At 66.3% G+C, this 25,218-nt stretch carries 17 protein-coding genes; 9 read left to right on the top strand and 8 right to left on the bottom strand.

Annotated elements, in window-relative coordinates:
- Positions 1-9 precede the first annotated feature (9 nt).
- Together R9J51_RS21305 and R9J51_RS21310 are read left to right on the top strand one after the other, a co-directional pair.
- Positions 10-1,419: a hypothetical protein gene (locus tag R9J51_RS21305; protein ID WP_179562519.1), complete on the top strand. Its 1,410-nt coding sequence runs from the start codon at positions 10-12 to the stop codon at positions 1,417-1,419.
- 32 nt (positions 1,420-1,451) lie between these two features.
- Complete coding sequence (locus tag R9J51_RS21310; protein WP_179562517.1) at positions 1,452-3,167, top strand: hypothetical protein; 1,716 nt, start codon at positions 1,452-1,454, stop codon at positions 3,165-3,167.
- Between the two features lie 102 nt (positions 3,168-3,269).
- On the opposite strand, the gene R9J51_RS21315 is transcribed toward R9J51_RS21310, so the two are convergent.
- Together R9J51_RS21315 and R9J51_RS21320 are read right to left on the bottom strand one after the other, a co-directional pair.
- Positions 3,270-5,642, bottom strand: coding sequence for a TonB-dependent receptor (locus R9J51_RS21315; RefSeq protein ID WP_179562515.1), 2,373 nt, complete (start codon positions 5,640-5,642; stop codon positions 3,270-3,272).
- Between the two features lie 287 nt (positions 5,643-5,929).
- Positions 5,930-6,457: a MarR family transcriptional regulator gene (locus R9J51_RS21320; RefSeq protein ID WP_179562513.1), complete on the bottom strand. Its 528-nt coding sequence runs from the start codon at positions 6,455-6,457 to the stop codon at positions 5,930-5,932.
- Between the two features lie 188 nt (positions 6,458-6,645).
- On the opposite strand from R9J51_RS21320, the gene R9J51_RS21325 reads away from it, so the two are divergent.
- The 3 genes from R9J51_RS21325 to dhaL are packed head-to-tail and all read left to right on the top strand — an operon-like array spanning position 6,646 to position 10,939.
- Positions 6,646-7,854, top strand: coding sequence for a cytochrome P450 (locus tag R9J51_RS21325; RefSeq protein ID WP_179562511.1), 1,209 nt, complete (start codon positions 6,646-6,648; stop codon positions 7,852-7,854).
- Positions 7,854-9,200: a spinster family MFS transporter gene (locus R9J51_RS21330; RefSeq protein ID WP_179562509.1), complete on the top strand. Its 1,347-nt coding sequence runs from the start codon at positions 7,854-7,856 to the stop codon at positions 9,198-9,200. The genes R9J51_RS21325 and R9J51_RS21330 overlap by 1 nt, the downstream gene beginning before the upstream one ends.
- Before the next feature lie 11 nt (positions 9,201-9,211).
- On the top strand, positions 9,212-10,939 hold the full coding sequence (gene dhaL, locus R9J51_RS21335) for a dihydroxyacetone kinase subunit DhaL (RefSeq protein ID WP_179562507.1): 1,728 nt from the start codon (positions 9,212-9,214) through the stop codon (positions 10,937-10,939).
- Between the two features lie 138 nt (positions 10,940-11,077).
- Here dhaL and R9J51_RS21340 read toward each other — a convergent pair whose 3' ends face one another.
- Genes R9J51_RS21340 through R9J51_RS21360 form a run of 5 tightly spaced genes read right to left on the bottom strand, consistent with a single transcriptional unit; the run spans position 11,078 to position 16,976 of the window.
- A complete protein-coding gene (locus R9J51_RS21340) occupies positions 11,078-11,911 on the bottom strand; it encodes an HpcH/HpaI aldolase/citrate lyase family protein (RefSeq protein ID WP_179562505.1) in 834 nt (277 codons plus the stop codon).
- Positions 11,908-12,360, bottom strand: a complete 453-nt coding sequence (locus R9J51_RS21345) for a MaoC family dehydratase (protein WP_168557357.1) — start codon at positions 12,358-12,360, stop codon at positions 11,908-11,910. The genes R9J51_RS21340 and R9J51_RS21345 overlap by 4 nt, the downstream gene beginning before the upstream one ends.
- Positions 12,361-12,364: 4 nt before the next feature.
- On the bottom strand, positions 12,365-14,206 hold the full coding sequence (locus tag R9J51_RS21350; RefSeq protein ID WP_179562503.1) for an acetyl-CoA carboxylase biotin carboxylase subunit: 1,842 nt from the start codon (positions 14,204-14,206) through the stop codon (positions 12,365-12,367).
- 5 nt (positions 14,207-14,211) lie between these two features.
- Complete coding sequence (locus tag R9J51_RS21355; RefSeq protein ID WP_179562501.1) at positions 14,212-15,813, bottom strand: carboxyl transferase domain-containing protein; 1,602 nt, start codon at positions 15,811-15,813, stop codon at positions 14,212-14,214.
- On the bottom strand, positions 15,810-16,976 hold the full coding sequence (locus tag R9J51_RS21360; RefSeq protein WP_179562499.1) for an isovaleryl-CoA dehydrogenase: 1,167 nt from the start codon (positions 16,974-16,976) through the stop codon (positions 15,810-15,812). The genes R9J51_RS21355 and R9J51_RS21360 overlap by 4 nt, the downstream gene beginning before the upstream one ends.
- A 91-nt stretch (positions 16,977-17,067) precedes the next feature.
- Between R9J51_RS21360 and R9J51_RS21365 the strand changes: the two genes are divergently transcribed.
- The 3 genes from R9J51_RS21365 to katG all read left to right on the top strand — a co-directional run bounded on the left by R9J51_RS21365 (position 17,068) and on the right by katG (position 21,124).
- Positions 17,068-17,964, top strand: coding sequence for a LysR family transcriptional regulator (locus tag R9J51_RS21365; protein WP_179562497.1), 897 nt, complete (start codon positions 17,068-17,070; stop codon positions 17,962-17,964).
- 127 nt (positions 17,965-18,091) lie between these two features.
- Positions 18,092-18,805: an alpha/beta fold hydrolase gene (locus R9J51_RS21370; protein WP_218847445.1), complete on the top strand. Its 714-nt coding sequence runs from the start codon at positions 18,092-18,094 to the stop codon at positions 18,803-18,805.
- Between the two features lie 102 nt (positions 18,806-18,907).
- Complete coding sequence (katG, locus tag R9J51_RS21375) at positions 18,908-21,124, top strand: catalase/peroxidase HPI (protein ID WP_179562495.1); 2,217 nt, start codon at positions 18,908-18,910, stop codon at positions 21,122-21,124.
- A gap of 187 nt (positions 21,125-21,311) precedes the next feature.
- Here katG and R9J51_RS21380 read toward each other — a convergent pair whose 3' ends face one another.
- The gene (locus R9J51_RS21380) at positions 21,312-22,358 is read right to left on the bottom strand and encodes a LacI family DNA-binding transcriptional regulator (protein WP_179562493.1); all 1,047 of its coding nucleotides are present in this window, start codon (positions 22,356-22,358) and stop codon (positions 21,312-21,314) included.
- Between the two features lie 360 nt (positions 22,359-22,718).
- Between R9J51_RS21380 and R9J51_RS21385 the strand changes: the two genes are divergently transcribed.
- Positions 22,719-25,205, top strand: coding sequence for a TonB-dependent receptor domain-containing protein (locus R9J51_RS21385; RefSeq protein WP_179562491.1), 2,487 nt, complete (start codon positions 22,719-22,721; stop codon positions 25,203-25,205).
- The last annotated feature ends 13 nt before the right edge of the window (positions 25,206-25,218 follow it).

The raw sequence follows: 25,218 nt of genomic DNA on the forward strand, positions 1-25,218 counted from the left end.
CAGGATTTCATGGTCTCCCCCCATTCGCTCGTGCAGCGCGTCGGCGCGCGCGCACTGGCCGTTCCGGCCATTGCCTGGCCACTGCTTGCGCTTGCCCAACCGGCCGGTGCCCCGCCGCCCGGCCCACCGCCGGCCATGCCCAAGATGGCCGATACCCACTACCAGAGCGCCATCGCCGTGCGCGAGGGTGTCTTGGTGCAGGGCCAAGCAGGGCCACGGCTCGACGCCAGCGGTTCCACCGGGCTTTCACTCCATCTGACGCGCGATGGCTACAACGGCGTGATCGTCAGCGGCGGCCGCAGCGCCTTTACGCTGCGCCGTGCGCAGATAGACCTCAAGGGCCAGGGCAAGAACGATTTCCTCGCGATCGGTGCCGGTGTCCTGGTGCGCGAAAACGCGGCTGTGGTGATCGACCATGCCACGATCCGCACGGCGGGCGCAGTGGCATCGGCGCTGGCCGTGGCCGAAGGCGCGACGTTGCGGGTCTATGACTCGGTCCTGGTGGCCGCGGGAGGGCCGCTGCCGCCAGGCTATGTCCGCCACATCGGGCCCGGGATGATGGAGCCGCCGCCACCCCTGGGCCTCGATGGCACGGCGCGCACCGTGCTGGCGATGAGTAACGCGCGCGCATATTTCTACCGCACGACGATCGAGGCGGATGGCTGGGGCGCGCTGTCGACCGACGCCGCGGGCGATCACCTCTATGTCGAAGCAAACGACTGCGTGCTGCGGGTCAAACGCCGAGGCTATGCCGCCTATGCCGATTTCGGCGCCCGTGTGGTGCTGAACCGCACCAGGGTGGAAAGCGGCGCAGAAGCCGGAATCATCGCTGGCGCCGCGCAGATCGACATGAATGGCGTGACCGGTACGGCTGGCCGCAACGGGGTGATGATCCATTCGGTGATGGGCAATCCGCAGGAAGTGGCGCTGCTCAACCTGACAGGCACGACGCTGGCCAGCGCTGGCCCGGCAATTCTGGTCAAGAGCGCCAACGCCACGATCACCGTTGCCGGCGGCAGCTTGCGCAGCGCGAGCGGCCAATTGCTGGACATGCGCAAGAACGATGACGCCAATGCTACCCGGACGGACGGCGCCAGAGTGCCCGGCGTGCGGCTTGTCCTGCGCCAGACCACGCAGGCTGGATCGGTCAGCAACAGCGATCCCGACCGCACGCTGACTCTGTCACTCGAGGGCGCACGGCTGGAAGGTGCGCTCAATCATGTGGTGTTCGCAGCCGATGCCGCCAGCCATTGGCGGGCCAGCGCCGCGTCCACCATCACGCTGGCATCGCCGGCGGCCGTGGGGGCGATCGATGCACCCGGCTCGGTCACCGTCACGGCCATCAGCGCCAATCCCGCGCTCGCGGCCGGCTCTCGCCCGCTGCCTTCGGGCGGCACGCTCATCGTCGTGCGCCCGTAAACCTCTCGCTTCCAGCCCATAGGAAACCATCCATGCACCGTTATGCAAAGATCCCTTCGCTGCTCGGCGCTTCCCTGCTGGCCTTGGCCGGCGGAACCGCTCTTGCCGAAACCGCGCCGGCTATCGTGGCTGCCTCCATCACCACCAGCGATCTTGTAATCGCGCCGCAGTCCGTCCCGGCGGCGCCGGCGGGCAAGCTGCTGACCCTGACAGTCGATGGCGTGGAAATGCCGCTTGCGCCCGGCCATTACACCGGCAACGTGGCGCTGACCGTGACCGATGACATCCCGGTCGATTACCACAAGGTCATGCTGCACCACTTCCGCGCGGCAGCCTATGTCGAGAACGGCGTGCTGGTGCCGGCCAAGTCCGTCACCGCGGCGCTTTCGCCACAGGCGACGGCCAGCGATGGCGTGCTGGCCAATGCCGCGATCACCTCGCACGGGGAACGTTTCAACGGCATCGTCGTGGCCGGCACGGGTGCCTATCGCATCGACCATCCGGTCATCGAATTCACCGGCAACGGCGGCAACGATTTTGCCGGATATGGCGCGGGGATCGTGGCCACCGACAATGCCGATGTGACAATCGACCGCCCGATCATCCGCACCACCGGCGCCATCCGCACGGCAGTGTTCGTGGGCGGCAATGCCACTGTCCATGTCAACGACGCCGAGATCGAGGTGCGCAACGGCACGCTGCCGCCCGACTACAAGTTCACGGTCGACATGGGCAAGATGATGGAAGTGCCATGGATGCTGGGGCTTTCCGGCAATGTCCGCGCCACCAACCTGGTGGGCAACGGCACGGTCTTTTACAACCGTTCGCACATCCGCGCCCAGGGGTGGGGGGGCGTCTCCACCGATGACAGCGTGCGCGTACGGATGTACGTCAACGACAGCCTGATCGAGACGGTGGACAGCGGCTATGGCTGCTATTCGATCGGCGACAGCATCGACACGTTCGCGCATTCGATCGTGCGCGCGGCCGATGTCGGCTGCATCATGGCCGCGCAGGGCAGCGTGACGTTTACCGACGGAACGCTGGTGGAAAGCGGTCGCTTTGGCGTGATGATGCATTCCGGCGAGGGTGGCGGCAGCCTGCGGATCGACAAGGGCAGCCATCTGCGCGCGCGGGAAACCGCGATCGAGGTCAAGGGTATCGGCACCACGGTGCTGGTGGACGGTGCCACGGTTCAGGCCGGCAATGGCGTAATCCTGCAATCGATGGATAACGACGATCCGTTCATGAAGGCGATCATGCGCGGCGAAATTCCCGCCGGCATGGCCGCGCCGCCGCCCGGCGTTGCCGAGGCCGACAAGAAGGGGCCTGCACCCAGCCCCGATGTGGTGGCCACGTTTCGCAACACGAGCCTGGCGGGCAACTTCTTCAACGCGCGGTCCAGGAACAGCGCGATGATCCTGCACTTTGAAAACGCCAGGCTTGCCGGGCAGATCGCGACATCCACCACTGCCCCGGCGCTGGGCAAGGAACCCACGGCCGTGACCTATCGGGAAATCGGCCGGGTGACGAACACGGCGGGCTTCGTTGCGGGCAGCGCGGGCGTGGAGGTCTTCCTCGATGCCACGTCCCGCTGGACAGTGACGGGGCCATCGTACTTGCGCGCGCTGACGCTCGCGCCGGGCGCGCGACTGGAATCCACGCGCGGCAAGGCGGTCATGCAGATCGATGGCAAGACCGTGCCGATCCGGCCAGGCACCTATCGGGGTGCGATCATCGTGAACTGACCCGTTCGCAGGCTGCATTCCTTCCCGGACGGCCTGCATACCTCGATGCCTGGGGTCTGTGAGCAAGCGCAGACACCAGGCATCTTCTTTACGCCGCAGGGGTCAGAAGTTGCGACGCAGGCTGATTTTCCATTCGCGGGGCAGCGCGGGCTGGCCCACCACGATCCCGATCGGGTAACGGATCTTGTTCAAGTAATAGAACTTGTTGAACATGTTGGTGACCGAGATGGCCAATTGCCAGTCGTGCGCGGCATCCTCGAACATGATCCGGGCATTGGCGAGCGCATAGCCATCCACCTTGCCGAGCGGGTTGTTGTCGATGTTCGAGAAAAACGAGGACTGGTAGTTGATGTCGAAGCGCGGGGTGAGGGTACCGGCCTGGCCCAGGGCAAAGGCATATTGCACGCCGCCGCCGAACTTCCATTCGGGAGCATAGGGTGCCCTGTTGTCGAGCGTGATGCCGCGAATGGTCGCGCCCGTGGCGCCGATCCGCGTCAACTGGAAGCCCAGCCAACTGCCCGAGGCATCGATCGAAAGGCCGGCAATCGGGCGCAGGGTCAATTCCGCTTCCACGCCCTTCATCGTCGCGTCGCCCGCGTTGACCGGGGTGGCGTTGGTCACGCTGTTGGCCGTGGGTGACACGTTGGTGAAGACGATGTCCTTGTACTTGTTAAGGAACAGCGACAGGTTGAGGCGCACCGCGCGGTCGAGGAAATCGGTCTTGGCACCCACTTCCCAAGCCGTGAGGGTTTCCGGGTTGAAGGCCACGGCCTGTTCGGCGGCGAACGGCCGGGGGTTGACCCCGCCACCCTTGTAGCCGGTGGAGAACTGGGCATAGGTCATCACGTTGCGCGACCAGCGATAGTCGATATTGGCGCGATAGTCCCAGCGCGTGGCGGCAAACTTGCCGGTGACGCCGTTGATTGCCCCGGCCACGGTGTAGGCCGGCTGGCTCACGTCATAGGGGTTGAGGCGACCATAGGTGTAGGTCTTCTTGTCGTCGGTATAGCGGATGCCGCCGGTCAGCGTCAGCGCGTCGGTCAGCTTGTAGGCGGCATGGGCAAAGCCAGAGACGCTGCGTGCCGGGATGCGGTCACGCGTCACGTAGAAATTCTGCGTGGCGGTGCCGGGGGCGATGAACGTCACGCCGCCAAAGCGGCTGGTGGCCTTGTAATAGAAGCCGCCGACGGTCCATTCCAGCTTGTCGGCCAGCGAGGATCCGCTCAACCGCGCTTCCTGGGTGAATTGCTCGTGATCGTAGATGTAGTTGGCCGAATTGGTCGAATAGGGCGTAAGGTCGAGGTCCGAACCATAGCTACCCTTGTAGCGCTGATAGGCAGAAATCAGCTTGAGCGCGAGGCCCGGGCCGAACTTGTAGTCGATCGTGCCATAGACTTCGCGGCCCGAAACCTTGCTCACCGGCGGTATGTACGTGGCGCCGTGGCTGCCGGTGGCATCGGTGAAAGGCAGGTTCAGGTACGTCGCATAGTTGGTGTACGAATGGGCGCCCGTGATGAACTGCGACGGATCGGTGCCCGCCGGCATTGAAGCGGTGGTGGTGAGCGATAGCAGCTTGCTCGCGCCGATTTCGGAATGGTCCTCGGTGGCCATGCCGACCAGGTTTACTTCCAGCTTGTCGCTTGCCAGCCAGCGCAGGGCCACGCGTCCGGCCTGCATGTTCTGGCCGCCTTCGGTGCCAAGCTTGCAATCAGCGCCTGTGGTGGCCGCCGGCACGCCGCTCGACGGGTTGAGGCAACCGTAGTCGAGGCGGGTGAGGTAGCCGTCACGCGTCTTCGACACGCCCGAAACGCGCACGAACAGGCTGTCGGGCACAAGCGCAAAGTCGGCGCTGCCTTTCAGTTCGATGCGGTTGAATGCACCATAGCCGGCCTCGACATAGCCATGCCCGCTGCCCGTCGGCTTGGCCGAGTACAGCTTGACCGCACCACCGATCGAGTTCTTGCCCGCCAGCGTGCCCTGCGGACCGCGCAGGATTTCCACGCGATCGAGGTCGAGCAGATCGAAGATCGAGCCGAGCAGGGTGCCGTGGAACACGTCGTCCACGTACATGCCCACGCCCGGTTCGAAGGCGAAGCTGCTGTCATATTGGCCGATGCCACGGATATAGACCTGCGCCGCAGGGCCGAACGCCGAGCCGCCGGGGCGAATGTTCACGTTGGGGGCAGCGGCGGCCACATCGACCACGGTGCCAAGGCTGCGGTTCTGGATCGCGGCGGCATCGACGGCGGTGATCGCCAGCGGCGTATCCTGCAAGCGCTGCGATCGAAACTGCGCGGTCACGATGATCTCGCCATTGGGAAGCGTGCCGTTGGCAACTTCGCCAGCGGTCTGCGCCTGGGGCGCGGCTTCCGGGGTTTCCTGCGCCAGGGCAGGCGCGGCCAGCGAAAGGCCGGCGACCACCGCCAGGCTGGCACCGGTCAGCGAGCGCAGGCGGCGGGCACGGGTTTGCGTCATGGGCAACATGGTCTCTGTTCTCCCCCAAATATCTTGTCTGGATCGGCGGCAGGCCGCGCGCCGCGCATCTGGCGCGGACGCAAGCCTCCGTTGGCACCTGGGCAGTGCCGAAAAAACGAATGGGCCGTGTGGGGCGGAATGCATGAAGGCCGGCGCGGTGCGCCCGGGGACATGCAGTGCGGTCAGGCTAGTGGCAGGTCATGCACAAAGATCCCCTCTGCATCGCTCTCGTGGCGAATTCGTTGGGGCTCTTTTGGTTTACATAGCAACCTATGTCAAGCGGTCTGTCACGCCGTTGGCGTCTCGCCACGCTCTACCGCCAGCGGATCGATGGCGTTGGCCAGTTCCATGTTGCTGGCCATGCGGGCCAGGTAGCCGAGTACGATGGTCTTCTCGTTGGGCGAAAAGCCATCGAGCAGAAGGGCTTCGCGAGCGAGCGAAACCGCTACGATCCGGTCGTGCAGGGCATAGCCTTCTTCGGTCAGGGTGATCGGCCGCGAGCGTGGGGAATCGCCCACCGTGACCAGTCCACGCCCTTCCAGAATCTGCATCGAGCGGCTGGTGATCGACTTGTTCATCACCAGAATCTCTGAAATTTCGGCCGCTGTCAGCGGTCCGCTGTGCGCCACCACCGTGATGATTCGCGCCTCGTTGATGCCGATGCCGAAGTGCTTGAGATAGATGCGCGACTGGCCGCGCTCCATCCCGTTGGCCAGGACCACCAGATAGTGCGGCACATAGAGATGGCGGTCGATGACCTTTCGCGAGCTGGGGCGCGAAACCGGGGACGGGGAAGGCTGGCTCTTGGTGTTCATTCGCTTCTTGTGCGAGTTTCGTGGCGCATGCGCAAGGCTGTGACGCGCAACCCGGATTGACAGCAATAGGTTGCTATGTAAACTAACGGGCAAAAGAGGATGCCCAGCCCGGACCCCGACGCCCACCGGTGTTCATCACCAATGGCGGGGCATCTTTGCGCACATCTTCCATCTTGCCCAGGATTCCCATGACCGACGCTTCCCGTGCGGCATTGCGTGTGCCCGCCCTCGATTTCGATCTCTTCTCCGCCGAGGTGATGGCCCGTCCCGACCATTACGACACGCTGGTACGCGAGACCGCCCCGGCGGTTTTCCTCGAACGCCACGGCGTGTGGGCCGTGGGGCGCCATGCCGATGTCCACGCGGTGTTCTCCGACTGGGAAAGCTATTCCTCGGCTTCCGGCACGGGCTTCACCAATATCCGCAAGCAGGGCAACTGGCGCCAGCCCAGCCTGATCCTGGAAAACGATCCGCCCGAGCATGGCAAGTATCGCCGCCTGCTCAATCGCATCCTGTCGCCCGCCGTGCTACGCCGCCTGCGCGAGGATTTCGTGGCCACGGCCGAGCACATCGTCGAGGCCGCGCTGGAAAAGGGCACGGTCGATCTCATGGCAGACCTTGCCGAAGCCTTTCCTTTCGCCGCGCTGCCCGATGCCGTGGGCTTTCGCAAAGAGGATCGCCGCAACCTGCTGATCTATTCCGAACTCAATTTCAACGCCATGGGCGAGAAGAACGCGCTTTACCGCGCGGCTCTCGAACGCGCGACGCCGATACTCGACTGGGTGGTGGCGAACTGCCGGCGCGAAGCGGTTGCGCCCGATAGCCTGGGTGCCGCGATCTTTGCCGCGGCAGACGCGGGCGAAATCACGGAGGATGAAGCCGGCCTGCTGGTGCGCATCTTCATCTCGGCCGGCATGGACACCACGATCAACGGCATCGGCTTTGCGCTGGAAGCATTGGCCCAACGGCCCACCGACTGGGCTCGGGTCCATGCCGATCCTGGCCTGGCCCGCGCGGCCTTCGACGAAGGCCTGCGCTATCGCGCGCCCAGTCCCTATATCGGCCGCACCACGACGCGCGCGGTCGAGATCGGCGGTGTGCCGATCGGCGCGGAGGAAAAGGTCATCCTGTTCATCGCTGGTGCCAATCGCGATCCACGCCAGTGGGCCGATCCGCACCGCTTCGATCTCGATCGCAAGACATCGGGCCACCTCGCGTTCGGCTTTGGCATCCACGCCTGCGTCGGGCAGATGATGGCGCGCATGGAAGCCGATATCCTGATCTCCACCCTCGCCCGCAAGGTCGCGCGGCTGAGCGTGGCGGGCGAGCCTGAATACCAGCGCATCAATTGGCTGCGCGGCCTCGCCAGCCTGCCTGTCACGCTGGAGCGCGCCTGATGCGTCGCTCCGCTGTGCCAGGCCTTGGCGCCGATGGCTATCCCGTGCCCTGGCGGGCCTGGCTGGTCATCGCGGTGCTGCTGCTCGCCTATACGGTGGCGTTCGTCGATCGCCAGATATTGAGCCTGATGGTGCAGCCGATCCGCGCCGACCTGGGCCTTTCCGACACTGCCGTCAGCTTGCTTCACGGTTTTGCCTTCGCCATCTTCTACACCTTCCTGGGCATGGCGCTGGGCCGCTGGGCCGATCGCGGTAGCCGCAAGGCACTGATGGTGGGCGGGATGGTGCTGTGGTGCCTGGCGACCGTTGCCTGCGGTTTCGCCAACAGCTTTGGCACGCTGTTCGCCGCGCGCATTCTGGTGGGCGTGGGCGAGGCGACGCTTTCGCCCGCGGCCTATTCGCTGATTTCCGATACGTTTGCCCCCGCCCGGCGTGGCCGCGCGATGAGCACCTATACCATGGGGATCTTCGTCGGTTCGGGCGTGGCACTGATCCTGGGCGGCATGGCGGTCACGGCCACGGCCAATCAGGCGGCGGTCGTCCTGCCCGTGGTCGGGTCGGTCCGCGCCTGGCAAGCGGCCTTCATGATCGTGGGCCTGCCCGGCCTGCTGGTGGCCGGGCTCATGCTCGCGTTGCGCGAACCGGCCCGCCAGGAACGGGGGGCGGCCAAGGATCTGCCGGGCATGGCGGAGACTTTCGCCTTTTTCCGTGCTCGCGCGGGGACGCTGCTGGCGATCGTCATCGGCTTCGGGGTCAACGCGATCATCAGCTATGGTCTGTCGGCGTGGGTGCCCTCGCTGTTCATCCGCGTCCACCACTGGAGCGCGGGGGAAGTGGCCTTTGCCTATGGCGTGATCCTGCTGACGGCGGGCTGCGCGGGCATTCTCGCCGGCGGCTGGCTGGCCGATCGCTGGACCGCGGCGGGCCATGCCGACGGTGCCTTGCGCGCGTCGCTGGTGGGCATGGCGGCGGTGATCCCTGTCGTTCCTTTCATCGGCCTCGCGCCTACGCCGGCGCTCGCGCTGGCGGCGCTGGCTTGGACCAGCTTCTTCCTCGGCGTGCCGACCGGGATTGCCCCGGCGGCGCTCCACGCGATCACCCCCAATGAATTCCGGGGGCAGGTCACCGCGCTCTATCTCTTTGCCATCAACCTCATCGGGCTAGGCTTTGGCCCCACTCTCGTGGCGCTCGCCACCGACCATCTGTTCGGTTCCGACCTTGCGGTGGGCCATGCCCTGGCGCTTGTCACCGCGCTGGCGGCGTTCGTCGCATTTGCTCTGATCGCCTGGGTTCGGCGCGGCTATGGTGCCGCGGTCACCGCCATTCGCGCGACGCCCGCACTCTGAAAGGATTTGTCATGAAGAAGCTGATCAACGATCCCGCGTGCGTCGTCGAAGAGATGGTGGAAGGGCTGGTTCTGGCTGACAGCCGCCTGGTGCGCCTGCCCGACGAGACCGTGGTGCTGCGCGCCGACCATGCCGCACTGCGCGGGCGTCGCCAGGTGGCGATCATCTCGGGCGGCGGGTCGGGCCACGAGCCGGCCCATGCCGGCTATGTCGGGCCAGGCATGCTCACGGCCGCCGTTGCGGGGCCGGTGTTCACCTCGCCCAGCGTCGACGCCGTGCTCAAGGCGATCCTTGCCGTGGGCGGCCCGGCCGGCGTGCTGCTGATCGTCAAGAACTACACCGGCGACAAGCTCAACTTCGGTCTCGCTGCGGAGATCGCGCGCAGCCACGGGGTGCCGGTGGCCGTGGTGCTGGTGGGTGACGACGTGGCCTTGGGGGACAGCAACGCCGCTGTTGGGCGACGCGGCATCGCTGGCACGATCCTGGTTCACAAGATCGCCGGCGCTGCCGCCGAGGCGGGATTGTCGCTCGACCAGGTGCATGCCGAGGCACAAGCCGCCGCCGACAACCTCGCCTCGATGGGCCTCGGGCTCTCGGCCTGCATCGTGCCGGCCGCCGGGCATCCCGGGTTCGAACTGGGTGACGACGAAGTGGAGTTCGGCCTTGGTATCCACGGCGAAAGTGGCGTGCGCCGTGCCAAGATCGGTACTGCCGACGCCATGCTCGAAGACCTGGTGGAGCGCATTTTGCGTTATGGCGGGTTCGTTGCGGGTGATGAAGTGGCGCTGATGGTCAACGGCCTGGGCGGCACCCCCGCGCTGGAACTGGCGATTGCCACGCGCTTTGCACTCCAACGGCTGACCGGGGCCGGGCTGGTGGTTCGTGCGGTCCAGGCCGGCACGTTCCTCAGTGCGCTGGAAATGGCGGGCTGCTCGCTGTCGGTCATGCGGCTAGACGCGTTGCGCGCGCAGCGCCTGCTGGCACCGACGCAGGCGCCGGCCTGGAATGCGCCCACGATTCCCGCCACGCAGATTGCCCTGGCCGATCCTGTGACCCTTGCCGAAGAAGACGCGGTGACCGGCCCGGCCTGGGCCAATGCGGCGCAGGCAGCGGGCCTCGCCGCTGCGATCCGTGCCGTGATCGCGCTGCTGCGCGAGGCCGAGCCCGAACTGACGCGGCTTGACAGTGCGGTGGGCGACGGCGACCTGGGCATCAGCCTGGCGCGTGGCGCCGATAGTCTCGACGCCGCCTTTGCCACGCTTGATTGCGCCCATCCCGCCCGCGCCTTGGCGCAAGTCTCCGCCCTGCTGCGCCGCTCGCTGGGCGGAACGTCCGGGCCGCTTTATGCCATGGCCGTGCTGCGCGCGGCCCGCGCGCTGGAACAGGAAGCCGATCCCGCCGATCCGGCTGCATGGGCGCGGGCGCTCGACGCGGGTTGTCAGGGAATGATGGCGCTCGGCGGCGCTGCCCTCGGAGATCGTACCATGCTCGACGCTCTGGTTCCCGCCACGGCGGCGCTGGCGCAGTCAGATGGGATCTGGACCCAGCGCGTGGCAGCGATGCATGCCGCTGCCCAGGCCGGGGCGGACGCAACAAGGGCCATGATCCCACGCAAGGGGCGATCCAGCTATATCGGGGACCGCGCCGCCGGCCATCCCGATCCCGGTGCTGTCGGTGTTGCCTTGTGGATGGGCGCGATCAATGATTGGGCGCAAGCCCAAGCGTCAAGGAAGGGCTGATCACGGCGCCATCAAGGCAATCGCAACACGCAGAGTGCCAATCGGGTCCGTTCTCTTCTCGACGCCGAGTAGATGGCGCTAGCCGGCCAGCGCTACACCCCAAAATATGGGTTCGGTTGGCCCTGGCCCGAAGGAGGATCAATCCACCCGCGCCAGGATCGCCCTTGCTTGTTCGAGGTGGGGGCGGTCGATCATGCGGCCATCCAGCTGGACCACGCCCAGCGTGGGATCGGCTTCGAACAGCGCGACGATGCGGCGGGCGTGGTCCACTTCGGCCGGGGTGGGGGTGAAGGCCTGGTTGATCACCGGCACTTGCGCGGGGTGCAGCGCCATCATGCCGGTGAATCCGTCGCGCCGCGCCCGGGCGGCGTAGGCAGCAAGGCCGGCCACGTCCGACAAGGCGGGATAGACCGATTCGATCGCCGCAACGACGGCCTTGTGCGCGGCAAACAGGGTGAGGCTGCGCACCAGTTCATAAGGTGGCGTGTAACGGCCATCATCCTCGCGCGCGGTGGCGGCGCCGATGGCCGCGGGCAGGTCTTCCGCGCCCCAGGTGAGGCCGCAAAGCGCGGCGCGCACATCGCCATAGCTGCCCAGTTCGAACACGGCGGCCGGCGTTTCGGTGGCGATGGGCAGGATCGGCACGGCTTGCGGCCCCATCATGGCCAGCAAAGTGCCCACGGTTTCAGCCCCTTCGGCCTTGGGCAGCACGATGGCATCGGGCCGGCCGGGCAGCACGGCGGCAAGATCGGCGGCGGCGAGATCGCCATCGACCGGGTTGATCCGCACGAACACCGGGCAGGAACGCGGGCCGGACAGATAGCCTGCCACGGCGGCGCGCGCCGTTTCCTTGGCGGCAAGGGCAACCGAATCCTCAAGATCGAGAATGATCGCGTCTGCCCCGCTGGCGGCCGCCTTGGCAAAGCGATCGGGCCGGTCGCCCGGAACGAACAAGAGCGAGCGCAGCTTCATGCCGGGCTGCCCGCGATCAGCGCACTGCGCCTGCATTTGCAAACCACCTGGCCGCGCTGGTTGATCAGCTCGTGCGCGAACGTGACGATGCCGGCGCCGGGGCGCGAGCGCGAGGGGCGCAGTTCCACCACTTCGCTGGTGGCGTGGAGCGTATCGCCGATAAACACCGGGCTGGGCATGGTGACGGCATCATAGCCTAGGTTGGCCACCAGCGTGCCCAGCGTGGTTTCCCCCACCGAAAGGCCGACCATCAGCGCGAACGTATAAGTGCCGTTGACCAGAATCTGGCCAAATTCGCTGGCGCGCGCGGCTTCGGCATCGAGGTGCAGCGGCTGGGGATTGTGCGTCATGCACGAGAACAGCAGGTTGTCGGTCTCGGTCACGGTGCGGCGGATCGGGTGTTCGATCCGGTCGCCCACGTGCCAGGCATCGAAGAAACGTCCGCTCATGCCGTCAGTCTTCCTTTTGCACGATGCGCGCGAGCAGGGCATCCACCTGCACTTGCGCGCCGGCCTGCGTTTCCAGCGCCGCCACCACGCCATCGAACGGGGCCAGCAGCGTGTGTTCCATCTTCATCGCTTCCAGCGTCAAGAGCTTTTGCCCCTTGGCGACCACTTCCCCCTGTGCCACCGATACGGCGATGACGCGGCCGGGCATGGGCGCCAGGATGGCACCGTCGCCCGCGCTGGCGGCATCGCTGGCCTTGTGGTGCCAGGGTTCGAGCAGCCAGGCCTGACCGCCTTCGCACACCAGGGTGGACCGGGCCGGGCCACTGGCCGGACGATCAAGCGCCACGTCTATCGCCGCGCCATCGAGCAGGAAGCGCGCGGTGCGCCGGGGCGGGCTGTTCAGGCGCAGGCCCGGCGCCAGGCTCGGTGCCACCAGCCGCGCGGCGGCGCGGGAGAGCGCGGCGGGCGAGGGGGCAACCGCCTGTGCCAGCATGGCGCCATCGCGGCCGATCACGCCGGTATCGACCGTGCCGGCCACGAATTGCGGATGGGCCAGCGCGCGGGTGAGGAACGCGGCATTGGTGCGCACCGGCCATACGACGGTCTGGTCCAGCATCGCGGAGAGGCGGCGGCGCGCGTCATCGCGGGTGGGGCCGTGGGCGATGACCTTGGCGATCATCGGATCGTAGAACGGGGTGATCGTGTCTCCCTGCGCCACGCCGGTATCGATGCGGCCGCCTTTACCCATGCCGAAATGCAGATGGTCCAGCCGGCCGATGGAAGGGAGAAAACCCTTGGCCGGGTCTTCGGCATAGAGGCGCGCTTCCATTGCCCAGCCCTGGATCGACAGGTCTTGCTGGGTGCGCGGCAGCGGCTCTCCGCTCGCCACGCGGATCTGCCATTCGACCAGATCAACGCCGGTGATCGCCTCGGTCACCGGGTGTTCCACCTGGAGCCGGGTGTTCATTTCCATGAACCAGATGCGATCGGCGCGCAGCCCTTCCGAGCCATCGGCAATGAATTCCACCGTGCCCGCGCCCTGATAGCCCACGGCTTGCGCCGCGCGCACGGCGGCCTGGCACACTGCCTCGCGGGTCGCCTCGTCCATCCCCGGCGCGGGGGCTTCCTCGATCACCTTTTGATGGCGGCGTTGCAGCGAGCAATCGCGTTCGAACAGGTGGACGACGTTGCCGTGCGCGTCGCCGAAGACCTGCACTTCGATGTGGCGGGGCGAGAGGATGTATTTCTCGATCAGCACATGGGCATTGCCGAACGAAGCCGCAGCCTCACGCTGGCACGAGGCGAGCGCATCGGCAAAGTCTTCGGGCTGTTCCACCAGCCGCATACCTTTGCCGCCGCCGCCGGCCACGGCCTTGATCAGCACGGGATAGCCGACTTTGGCCGCTTCCTGCGCCAGCCAATCGGCATCCTGGTTTTCACCCAGATAGCCCGGCGTGGTGGGAACGCCCGCCTGCTGCATCAGCGCCTTGGCCGCGTCTTTCAGGCCCATGGCGGAAATGGCCGAGGGCGGCGGGCCGATCCACACCAGCCCGGCATCGATCACCGCCTGGGCAAAGGCGGCGTTTTCCGACAGGAAGCCATAGCCGGGGTGGATCGCCTGCGCGCCGGTTTCCAGCGCGGCGGCGATGATCCGCTCTCCCACCAGATAGGATTCGCGCGGGGGCGGGGCGCCGATGGCCACGGCCTGGTCGGCTTGTGCCACGTGCATGGCTTGCGCGTCGGCTTCGGAATAGACGGCCACGCTTCGCAGGCCCAGGCGCTTGGCCGTGCGGATGATCCGACAGGCGATTTCGCCGCGATTGGCGATAAGGATGGACTCAAGCATCGGCATCACATCCTGAACACGCCGAACGACGCACGCTCGGCAATCGGGGCCTGGAGGCAGGCTTCGAGTGCAAGGCCGACGACATCGCGGGTCTGCACCGGATCGATCACGCCATCGTCCCACAGGCGGGCGGTGGCGTAATAGGGATTGCCTTCATCCTCGTATTTCTGGCGGATCGGCGCCTTGAAGGCTTCTGCTTCCTCGCTCGTCCAGGTGGCGGCATCGCGGTGCACGGTGGCCAGCACGCTGGCCGCCTGTTCCCCGCCCATCACCGAAATGCGCGCATTGGGCCAGGTGAACAGGAAGCGTGGGGAATAGGCGCGCCCGCACATGCCATAGTTGCCCGCGCCGAAACTGCCGCCGATCAGCACGGTGATCTTGGGCACTTGCGCGGTGGCCACCGCCGTCACCAGCTTGGCCCCGTGCTTGGCAATCCCTTCGGCTTCATACTTGCCGCCGACCATGAAGCCCGAGATGTTCTGCAGGAACAGCAGCGGAATGCGGCGCTGGCAGGCGAGTTCGATGAAATGCGCGCCCTTTTGTGCGCTTTGCGAAAACAGCACGCCGTTGTTGGCCAGGATCGCCACGGGGAACCCATGGATATGGGCAAAGCCGCAGACCAGCGTAGTGCCGAACAGCGCCTTGAATTCGTGAAACTCGCTGCCGTCCACGATCCGCGCAATCACTTCGCGCACATCATAGGGTGCGCGCACGTCCTGCGGGATGACACTGTAAAGATCTTGCGCGTCATAGAGCGGCGGGCGGCTTTCGCGCCGCTCCACCCCGGTATCGCCGGGCGCGCCCAAGTGCGAGACGATGTCGCGCACGATCGACAGGGCGTGTTCGTCGTTTTCGGCCAGGTGATCGACCACGCCCGATTGGCGCGCGTGAAGATCGCCGCCGCCCAGGTCTTCGGCGGAGATTTCCTCACCCGTGGCGGCCTTGACCAGCGGCGGACCGGCGAGGAAGATCGTGCCTTGCTCTTTCACGATCACCGTCTCGTCGCTCATCGCCGGAACATAAGCGCCGCCGGCGGTGCACGAACCCAGGACGGCGGCGATCTGGGCAATGCCTGCACCGCTCATCCGCGCCTGGTTGAAGAAGAAGCGGCCGAAGTGATCGCGATCGGGGAAAACCTCGGCCTGGTTGGGCAGGTTGGCGCCGCCCGAATCCACCAGATAGAGGCAGGGCAGGTGGTTTTCCTGGGCGATTTCCTGCGCGCGCAGATGCTTCTTCACCGTCATCGGGAAATAGGTGCCGCCCTTGACCGTGGCATCGTTGGCAAAGACCATGCATTGCCGCCCCGAAACCCGGCCCACCCCGGCGATGATCCCCGCGCCGGGCACTTCATCGTTATAGAGGCCATTGGCGGCCAGTTGGCCAATTTCCAGGAATGGCGAACCGGGATCGAGCAGGCGCTCTACCCGCTCGCGCGGCAAAAGCTTGCCCCGCGCAGTGTGGCGGGCGCGGGCGCGCTCGTCGCCACCCAACGCGGCCTTGGCCACGCGGGCGTGCAGCTCTTCTGCTAGCGCACGGTTGTGCGCGGCGCGGGCCTGCGCCTCGGCACTGGCCGGATCGAGCGCGGTGGGGAGGACGGGCGCGCTCATCCCTTGATGCCGATCAGTTCGCGGCCGATCAGCATGCGGCGGATTTCGTTGGTACCCGCGCCGATGTCGAGCAGCTTGGCATCGCGCAGATAGCGTTCCACCGGCCAGTCCTTGGTATAGCCGGCGCCGCCCAGCGCCTGGATCGCCTCGCCCGCCACGCGGAACGCGCTTTCACTGGCGAGCAGGATGGCGCCCGCCGCATCGAACCGGGTGGTCTGCCCCGCGTCGCAGGCGCGCGCCACGGTATAGACATAGGCGCGCGCCGATTGCAGCGACACGTACATGTCCGCCACTTTGGCCTGCATCAGCTGGAACGTGCCGATCGGCTTGCCGAATTGCTGGCGCTCGCGGACATAGGGGATCACGGTGTCGAGGCAGGCCTGCATGATCCCGATCTGCATCCCCGCGAGCACCACGCGCTCGTAATCCAGCCCGCTCATCAGCACGCCCACGCCACCGTTGACCGGGCCAAGGACGTTTTCGGCAGGCACGAAGCAATCCTCGAACACCAGTTCGCAGGTCGGGCTGCCGCGCAGGCCCATCTTGTCGATCTTTTGCCCGATGGAAAAGCCCGCCATGCCGCGCTCGATCAGGAACGCCGTGATGCCCTTGGGCCCGGCATCGGGCGCGGTCTTGGCATAGACCACCAGGGTATCGGCATAAGTGCCGTTGGTGATCCAGAACTTGGTGCCGTTGAGGCGCCAGCCGCCCTCTACTGCATCGGCGCGCAGCTTCATCGCCACCACATCGGACCCGGCGCCCACTTCGGACATGGCCAGGCTGCCGAGATGCTCGCCCGAAACCAGCTTGGGCAGGTACTTGGCCTTCTGCTCGGCATTGCCCCAGCGGTGGATCTGGTTGACGCACAAGTTGGAATGGGCGCCATAGGACAGGCCAACCGCGCCCGAGGCCCGGCTCACTTCCTCCACCGCGATGACATGGTGGAGATAGCCCAGGCCAAGTCCGCCGAACTCCTCTGCCACCGTCACCCCGTGCAGGCCCAGCGCGCCCATCGGCTGCCACAATTCGCGCGGGAAGCGATCTTCGGCATCGATCGCAGCGGCGAGCGGGGCAATCTGTTCATCGGCAAAGCGGCCCGCCGCCTCGCGGATCATCAGGGCGTTTTCATCGAGGCCGAAATCGAGATCGGGTGTGGCACGCACGGCAATGTTCTCCTCTTCCCACCCGCATCATACCGCGCCTTGCATCAAGCAGAAAATTGATTTTCATAGCGGCTTTCCATAGAATACACCTATGTTGAAGCGGAACCACCTGCGCCAGTTCCTGGCCATTGTCGAAACCGGCGGGATCACCGCGGCGGCGCGGCGCCTGAACCTTTCCCAGCCGACGCTTTCGGCCGGCCTGGCCGAGCTGGAGCGGCTGGTGGGCGCGCCGCTGCTGATGCGCGATCGCAAGCAGATCAGGCTGACCGCAGCGGGCACGCGGCTCTTGGCCCATGCCCGCACGATCGAGCGCGAGTTCCGCCTGGCGGAAATGCCGGCAGACGGCCTGGCGCCGATGGCGGCGCCGCTGCGGCTGGGGGTGCTGTCCTCCTTGCCGGCGCAAGTGCTGGTCACTCTGGCGCGCGACGTGCAGGCGGTGCGGCCGCTGGTGCTGGTGGAGGGTAGCGATGCCGATCTGCGCCGCCGGCTGGGGGAGGGGCAGCTCGATGCGATCCTCACGCTGTTGCACGGGCCGGGGCCGCAGGGCGGGGCGGGCGAAGGCGCCGTGGTGGAGGAAGGCTATGCGATGCTGCTGCCGCGCGACCATCCCCTGGCCGGGCGGGGTATGTTGAGCGCGCTCGACCTGGCGGCCGAGGTCATGGTGGCACGGCGCAGTTGCGAGATCCTGGCCGAAACCAGCCGGTTCTTCACCGCCCAAGGCGTGCGCCCGCATTTTCTGCTGCGCAGCGCCAACGAAGAACGCTGCCTGGCGCTGGTGAGGGCCGGCCTGGCGGTGACGACCGGGCCGGTCTGCCTGGGGGGCGAAGCGGCGAATGGTGGCATCGTGGCGGTGCCATTGGCCGGCTATGACTTCCGCCGCCGCCTGGGCCTGATCGGCGGAGGGCAGGCACTGGACCTGGCGCTGGTGGCCAGTTGGGCGCGCCTGGCCCAGGGTTGGAACGCTACAGGATCAGGGGCACGGGAATAGCGGCGCAGCCCCGGTCGGGGGCTGGCGATTCACCCGATCGGGGATTGCCGCGCGCGCCGCGGTCTTGCGATGTTTGGCCGGCCCTTGCGCATCGCTGCCTGCCCCCCTCTTTCGATCGGAACGTGCCATGATAGACACTCCCGCTTTGCCCACCATTGTCCTTGTCCACGGCGCCTGGGCCGATGGATCGAGCTGGCAGCGCGTGATCCCCTTGCTGCTGGCGAAAGGGCTCCCGGTGGTTGCCGTGCCAAATCCCACCACCTCCCTTGCCGATGACGTGGCGGCCACCGCCCGCGCGCTGGCCGCGATCGAGGGGCCGGTCGTGCTCGTCGGGCACAGCTGGGGCGGGGCGGTGATCACCCAGGCCGGCAACGATCCCAAGGTCAAGGCGCTCGTCTATGTCGCCGCCTTTGCGCCCAAGGCCGGCGAAACCGTGGGCGAACAGGTGGGACGCTATGAAGCGCCGCCGGCGCTGGGCAAGATCATCAATGACGGCGCCGGTTTCCTGACGCTGAGCGAAGCGGGCTGGATCGAGGACGTGGCACAGGACCTGCCCGAGGCAGAGGCGCGCGTGCTGTGTGTGGTGCAGCCCCCGTTGGCGGCCAGCACCTTTGCCGACAAGGTGGACCAGGCCGCGTGGGAAACGCGCCCCTGCTGGTATATCGTTTCGGCGCAGGATCGCATCGTGAGCGTGGCGCTGGAGCGCGAACTGGCCGCCGCGATGGGCGCGCAAACCACCGAGTTGGATGCCGGGCATCTCAGCCTGCTGTCGCAACCTGGGGCCGTGGCCGGCGTGATCCTGGAGGCTGCGGCGGCCTGCGCGGCCGCTCCGACAGACTGAACCAAAGGACCCTGTTGTCACCATCGGCTTCGTGAGAGGATCGCCGCGATCCGGATCGCGGCCCCGATCGCAATGACTTGTGGCCGAGCAATGGAGAAGACGATGAACGCGGTGACGACGAAGTGCCCGATGGGTGGTGGTGCAGCCAAGACGCGGCCCCTTTTGGGACGCACCAACAAGGACTGGTGGCCCGAAGCGCTGCCACTGGCGATCCTGGCCCAGCATGGTCAGTCCGCCAGCCCCTATCCACAAGGGCTCGACTATCGTGCCGCGTTCCGCACGCTCGATTACGCGGGCGTCAAGGCCGATCTGCACGCCCTGATGACCGACAGCCAACCGTGGTGGCCGGCCGACTATGGCCACTATGGCCCGTTCTTCATCCGCATGGCCTGGCATTCGGCCGGCAGCTATCGCAGTGGCGACGGGCGCGGCGGTTCGTCATCGGGATCGCAGCGGTTCGCCCCGCTCAATTCCTGGCCGGACAACGGCAATCTCGACAAGGCGCGCCGCCTGCTCTGGCCGATCAAGCGCAAGTATGGCGCAGCGCTCAGTTGGGCTGACCTGTTCATCATGGCCGGCAACGTCGCGATCGAATCGATGGGCGGCCCGATCTTCGGCTTTGGCGGCGGGCGCGAGGATATTCACGAGCCGTCGCTCGACGTGTTCTGGGGCAGCGAAACGACCTGGGTGGGCGATCCGGAAAATCCGACGCGCATCGACGAGGCGGCCGGGCGCGCGTTGGAAGGGCCGCTGGCCGCGATCCAGATGGGGCTGATCTATGTGAACCCCGAAGGGCCCGGCAGCGTGCCCGATCCGGTCGGTTCGGCGCGCGATATCCGCGAAACCTTTGCCCGCATGGGCATGGACGATGCCGAAACCGTGGCGCTGACCGCCGGCGGCCACACATTTGGCAAGGCCCACGGCGGCGGCGACGCATCGCTCGTCGGCCTGGCGCCCGAAGGGGCGGACATTGCCCAGATGGGCCTGGGCTGGATTTCCACCCATGGCAGCGGCATGGGCGATGACACGATCACATCGGGCATCGAAGGCGCATGGACGCCCACCCCGACGCAGTGGGACATGACCTACTTCGACATGCTGCTGGATCATGAATACGAACTGGTACGCAGCCCGGCCGGCGCGCACCAGTGGCAGCCGGTGGGCAATCCGGAAGAAACGCTGGCACCCAAGGCGCACACGCCGGGCGTAAAAGTGCCCACGATGATGACCACGGCCGACATGGCGCTCAAAGTCGATCCGGCCTATCGCGCCGTGCTTGAACGCTTCCGCGCCGATCCGGCCCTGTTTGCCGACAGTTTCGCCCGCGCCTGGTTCAAGCTGACCCACCGCGACATGGGGCCCAAGGCCCGCTATCTTGGGCCTGATGTGCCGCACGAAGACCTGATCTGGCAGGATCCGATCCCGGCGCGCGACTACCCCTTGATCGACGCGGCCGACATTGCCGCGCTCAAGGCCGACATTGCCGCCGCGGGCCTGTCGGTGGCCGAGTTGGTCGGCACGGCCTGGGCGTCGGCTTCGACCTATCGCGGGTCGGACCGGCGCGGCGGGGCCAACGGTGCGCGCATCGCGCTGGCGCCCCAGCGCGGCTGGGCAGTGAACGAGCCGGCGCGGCTCGAACGCGTGCTGGCGGCGTACGAAGGCATCAAGGCGCGTTTCGATGCCGGCCGCGGCGATGGCCGCAAAGTCTCGCTGGCCGACCTGATCGTGCTGGGCGGCAGCGTCGGCATCGAACTGGCGGCCAAGGCGGCCGGCCGCACGGTGGACGTGCCGTTCGTGCCTGGCCGCACCGACGCCGCGCAGGACCAGACCGACGTGGATAGCTTTGCCTATCTGGAGCCACGGGCCGATGGCTTCCGCAACTATCTGGAACAGCCCATGGCGGTCAGCGCGGAAGAACTGCTGATCGACCGTGCGCAACTGCTGGGCCTGGGCGCGGCGGAAATGACGGTCCTCGTTGCCGGGCTGCGCGTGCTGGGGGCCAACCACGGCGGATCGCCCCACGGCGTGCTGACCGAGCGGCCGGGCCAGTTGACGAACGATTTCGTGGTCAACCTGCTGGATATGAACACCGCATGGGCCGCGGGGGAAGAGGCCGGCACATTCGTGGGCACCGATCGCGCCAGCGGGGAACGGCGCTGGACGGCCACCCGCGTGGATCTGGTGTTCGGTGCCAATGCCCAGCTGCGCGGGCTGTGCGAGGTCTATGCCGGGCTGGACGCGCAAGACAAGTTCGTGGCCGATTTCATCGCCACCTGGACCAAAGTGATGAACGCCGACCGCTTCGACTTGCTGGTCTAGGCTGCGTGGAATTTGTCCACGCCGCCTAGCGTGGGTGGCGATTTAGGCCATGGTGGGCTGCGAACGGCCGCTTTTCGCGCTTCTTGTGCCCGCGTACTAAAAGTGCGCTGCGCTCCGGGTCGCGAAAATCAACCGCTCTCACGCCCCCTGACCTAAATCTCCGCCCACCCTGGGCGGCTCGGTTCCCTCAGGCGGGATGATCTGGCGGCGGCGCCAGAGAGTCCCGCTCGACCAGGTGAAAATCGAGCATGAGCTGGCGGTCGCCGGTTTCGCCCCGATCAAGCAGCAGGCTGGCTGCGGCATAGCCCATTTCCTCGATCGGCTGGTAGATCGTGGTTAGGTAGGGCCAGACCGACTTGGCCACCCAGCTGTCGTCGAATCCGCATAGCGAGATGTCGTGCGGCACGCGCAAGCCGGCCCGCGCGCAGGCCACCATCACCCCGGCCGCCGAATCGTCGTTGGTGGCAAAGATCGCGCTCGGGCGTGGTTCGTGGGCAAGCAGCGCCGTACCCGCCGCAATGCCGCCTTCGAAGGCAAAGCTGCCATTGGCCTCCGCCACGGGCAGCGTGGCACCCAGTTCCTTGAGCGCATTGAGAAAGCCGGTGCGCCGCCGCTCGCCCGCGCGATGCAGGGGCGGGCCGGTGACCACGCCCAGCCGGCGATGGCCCAGCGCCCACAGGCGGCGTGCGACAAGGGCGCCGGCGGCGCTGTCGTCGATCGCCACGCACGCCGAACGGCCCAGTTCGCTGTTGGGGGCGATGCGGGCATAGCGGATGCCGCGCCGCTCCAGAAAGGCCAGAACCTGGATGTTGTCGGTCAGCGGCGGGGTGAGGATGAAGCCGTCGCAGCGGCTGTTGCGCACGATCGCGTCAAGCTGCGCTTCCACCTGGGCATGGGGGCGATCCGAATCAATGCTGTCGATGCGCAGGTGATATTGCTGCTCCATGCAGGCGCGATAGACGCCTGACTGGATCTTGATCGTGTAGTTCGGGCTGGGGTTGTCGAACAGCAGGCCGACGATGAATGTGCGCGATCCGGCCAGCGAGCGGGCCGCGGCATCGGGCACGAAGGCCAGCGTGGTGATGGCCGCCTCCACTTTCGCGCGCAACGCGTCGGACACGTGGGGTTCGCGATTAACCACGCGGGACACGCTTTTGAGGGATACCCCGGCAAGGCGGGCAACATCCTCCATCGTGGCGCGCGGCGCGGGTGCGGCCGCTGCTGGCGGTTGCACTTGGTCCCGTTCGGGTTGCCGGCTGTCTGCGAACGGTCGCCTCTCCATGTCAACCATTATGACTATTTCTTTCGCGAGGTCACGTTGAAATCTGACAACGCAGTCTTGACAGCGCTGACTGTTTGATTTCAAAGTATGGCCAAGCAAGAGATACTACTTGCCGCCGATGGAGAGGAAATCGATTGCCGCTGCGAAGCCATGCTTCGGGCGGGTGGTGTCTTGTTGCCCGATCACTTCTCTTCATCGTCGGTGCGGCCATTGCCAGGGCAGGGCTTGCGTGCGCAGCAAGCATGTGCATGGCCGCGCAAGCGAATGTCACCCGCGGCAAGAACGCACGCGGGGCATGAAAGGGAGGGAAAAATGAAGCTGATCAAAACAGCATGCCTGGTTTCTGCCGTGGCTCTGGCCGCACCGGCCTATGCCCAGACCGCGCCGGCCCCTGCACCTGCGCAGGAACCGGCCAAGGCCGCCAGCGACGAAGTGGCGATGCCCGACATCATCGTGACCGCCACGCGCGACAAGACGCTGCTGTCGAAAACGCCGATCGCGCTGACCGCCATCACCGGCGATGGGCTGCGTTCCAAGGGCGTGACCAACCCCACCGCGCTGGGTGACCAGGTGCCCGGCCTCTCGATCGACCGTACCAACGGCTTGCAGATCACCATTCGCGGCGTGACCAGCACCGACGGTACCGAAAAGGGCAATCCTTCGGCCGCGTTCCTGGCCGATGGTGTCTATCTGGCGCGGCCCCAGCAGGCCGACGTAAGCTTCATGGACGTGGACCATGTCGAAGTGCTGAAAGGTCCGCAGGGCACGCTCTATGGCCGCAACACCACGGCGGGCGTGATCAACGTGATCACCAAGCGCCCCAGTTTCGACCGCGTGAGCGTGGAAGCCAATGTCGGCGCAGGCAATTACAATGCCTATAACGCCGATGCCGCGTTCAACCTGCCGGTCAACGACTGGGCCGCGTTCCGCCTTTCGCTCAACTATGACACGCGCGACAATTTCGTGAAGGGCGTGGCGGGCGATCCCAATTACAACAACAAGTTCCGCACCAATATCTCGGCGCGCCTGCAGGGCCTGTTCAAGCTGGGCGACCGGGGCGACCTGCTGCTGCGCGGCAGCTATTCGCGCCTGACCGGATCGCGCGACAGCTCGGTCCCGTTCAGCAATTTCTACCAGCTGGGCACCGACAGCAGCTCGGCCGGCAATACCACGGCCGACAAGGCGCGCGTGGCCACCTGGGCGCCGATCGGCAACACGCGCCAGTCGCTCACCACCTCGCTGCTGAGCGCCAGCTTCAACACGCCGTTCAGCTATACCAGCGGCGGCACGACGTATACCAGCCTGACCACGCACCAGTATGGCGGCGGGGACCAATCCTCGTTCAAGCCCAACGTGCACGACATCGCCTATAACCTCGATGGCGAATTCAATTACGATTTCGGCGGCATCAAGGCCACCTACCTGGGGTCGATCCGGCAATACGAAGCCAAGGAAAACAGCAACGTCCTGAGCGGGGTAAACCTGCCCGGCACGTTCAACGGTGATTACACGCAGCAAAGCCACGAGTTGCGCCTGGCGTCGAGCGGGGACGGCCCGCTCAAGATCCAGGGCGGCCTCTATTACTTCCGCGAAGAATCGCGCATCGCGTTCTATATCTACAACCTGCTGCCCCAGGTGTTCGGCAACACGTTCATCTATGGCTTCCCGCAGCACACGATCTCGTCCACCAAGGGCGCATTCACGCAAGGCACCTACAAGATCACCGACGCGGTCCGGCTGACGGCCGGCATTCGCTACACCGCCGACGATCTTTCCCGCTATGGCCACACCGTGCACCTCAACACGCTGGGCGGGCAGCCCCTGGTGGGCGGGCAATATACGCTCGATCCGGCCGCCGGCGGCGGGCGCAGCTATGTCAACGACGCCACGGTCAAGGGCCGCAAGGTGACCTGGCGCGCCGGCTTCGATGCCGATGTGGCGGGCGGCCTGCTCTATGGCTCGATTGCCACCGGCTACAAGGTCGGCGGCTTTGGCGACGGGTGCTCCACCGGCGGGGCGGGCCAGTCGCTCGTCACGTCGCAGGGCGAGCGCTGCGATTATTCCACCGTGGTCACCGGCACCACCACGCTCAAGTATGGCGACCAGCACGCGATCTATTACGAGCCCGAAACCCTGACCGACTATGAACTGGGCTTCCGCGGCCGCGTGGCGCCGTGGATGAAGATCGACACCAACCTGTTCCTGTATGATTACAAGAACCTGCAGTTGAGCGCGATCATCCCGATCAATGGCGCCAACCAGACGGTGACGACCAACGCGGGCAAGGCGCGCGTGCTGGGCTGGGAATTCGAAACCCAGTTCTATCCCACGCGCGACCTGAACCTGACGCTGGGCGTGGACCTGACCGACGGGCACTATACCCAGTTCTGCCCGAGCGGCCTGGTCAACGGCAAGTGCACCGCCAACGATCGCGGCCAGGTGGCCAACTATGCCGGGCAGAAGCTGGATCGCACGCCATCCACCGTGCTCTATGGCAGCATCAACTACACGGTGCCGGTGGGCGAGGGCAATGTCGTCGCCTCGGTCTATTCGCGCTATTCGTCGGCCTATTCGGTGACGGTGTTCGGCGATACCGGGTCCTACTGGCTCAAGCTGTGGACGCCTTCGCAAACCCGCACCCAGGCCAGCCTGACCTATAACGCGCCGAACAGCGCGTGGTACGCCACGGCGTTCGTCAAGAACATCGAGAACAAGGTGGCGCTGGTTACCGGCAGCGCGACCAGCCTGACCATGACCGATCCGCGCACTTTCGGCGTGCGTGCCGGCGTGAAGTTCTGATGCTGAAACGGCG

The organism is Novosphingobium rhizosphaerae (assembly GCF_050920675.1).
Lineage (GTDB): Bacteria > Pseudomonadota > Alphaproteobacteria > Sphingomonadales > Sphingomonadaceae > Novosphingobium > Novosphingobium rhizosphaerae.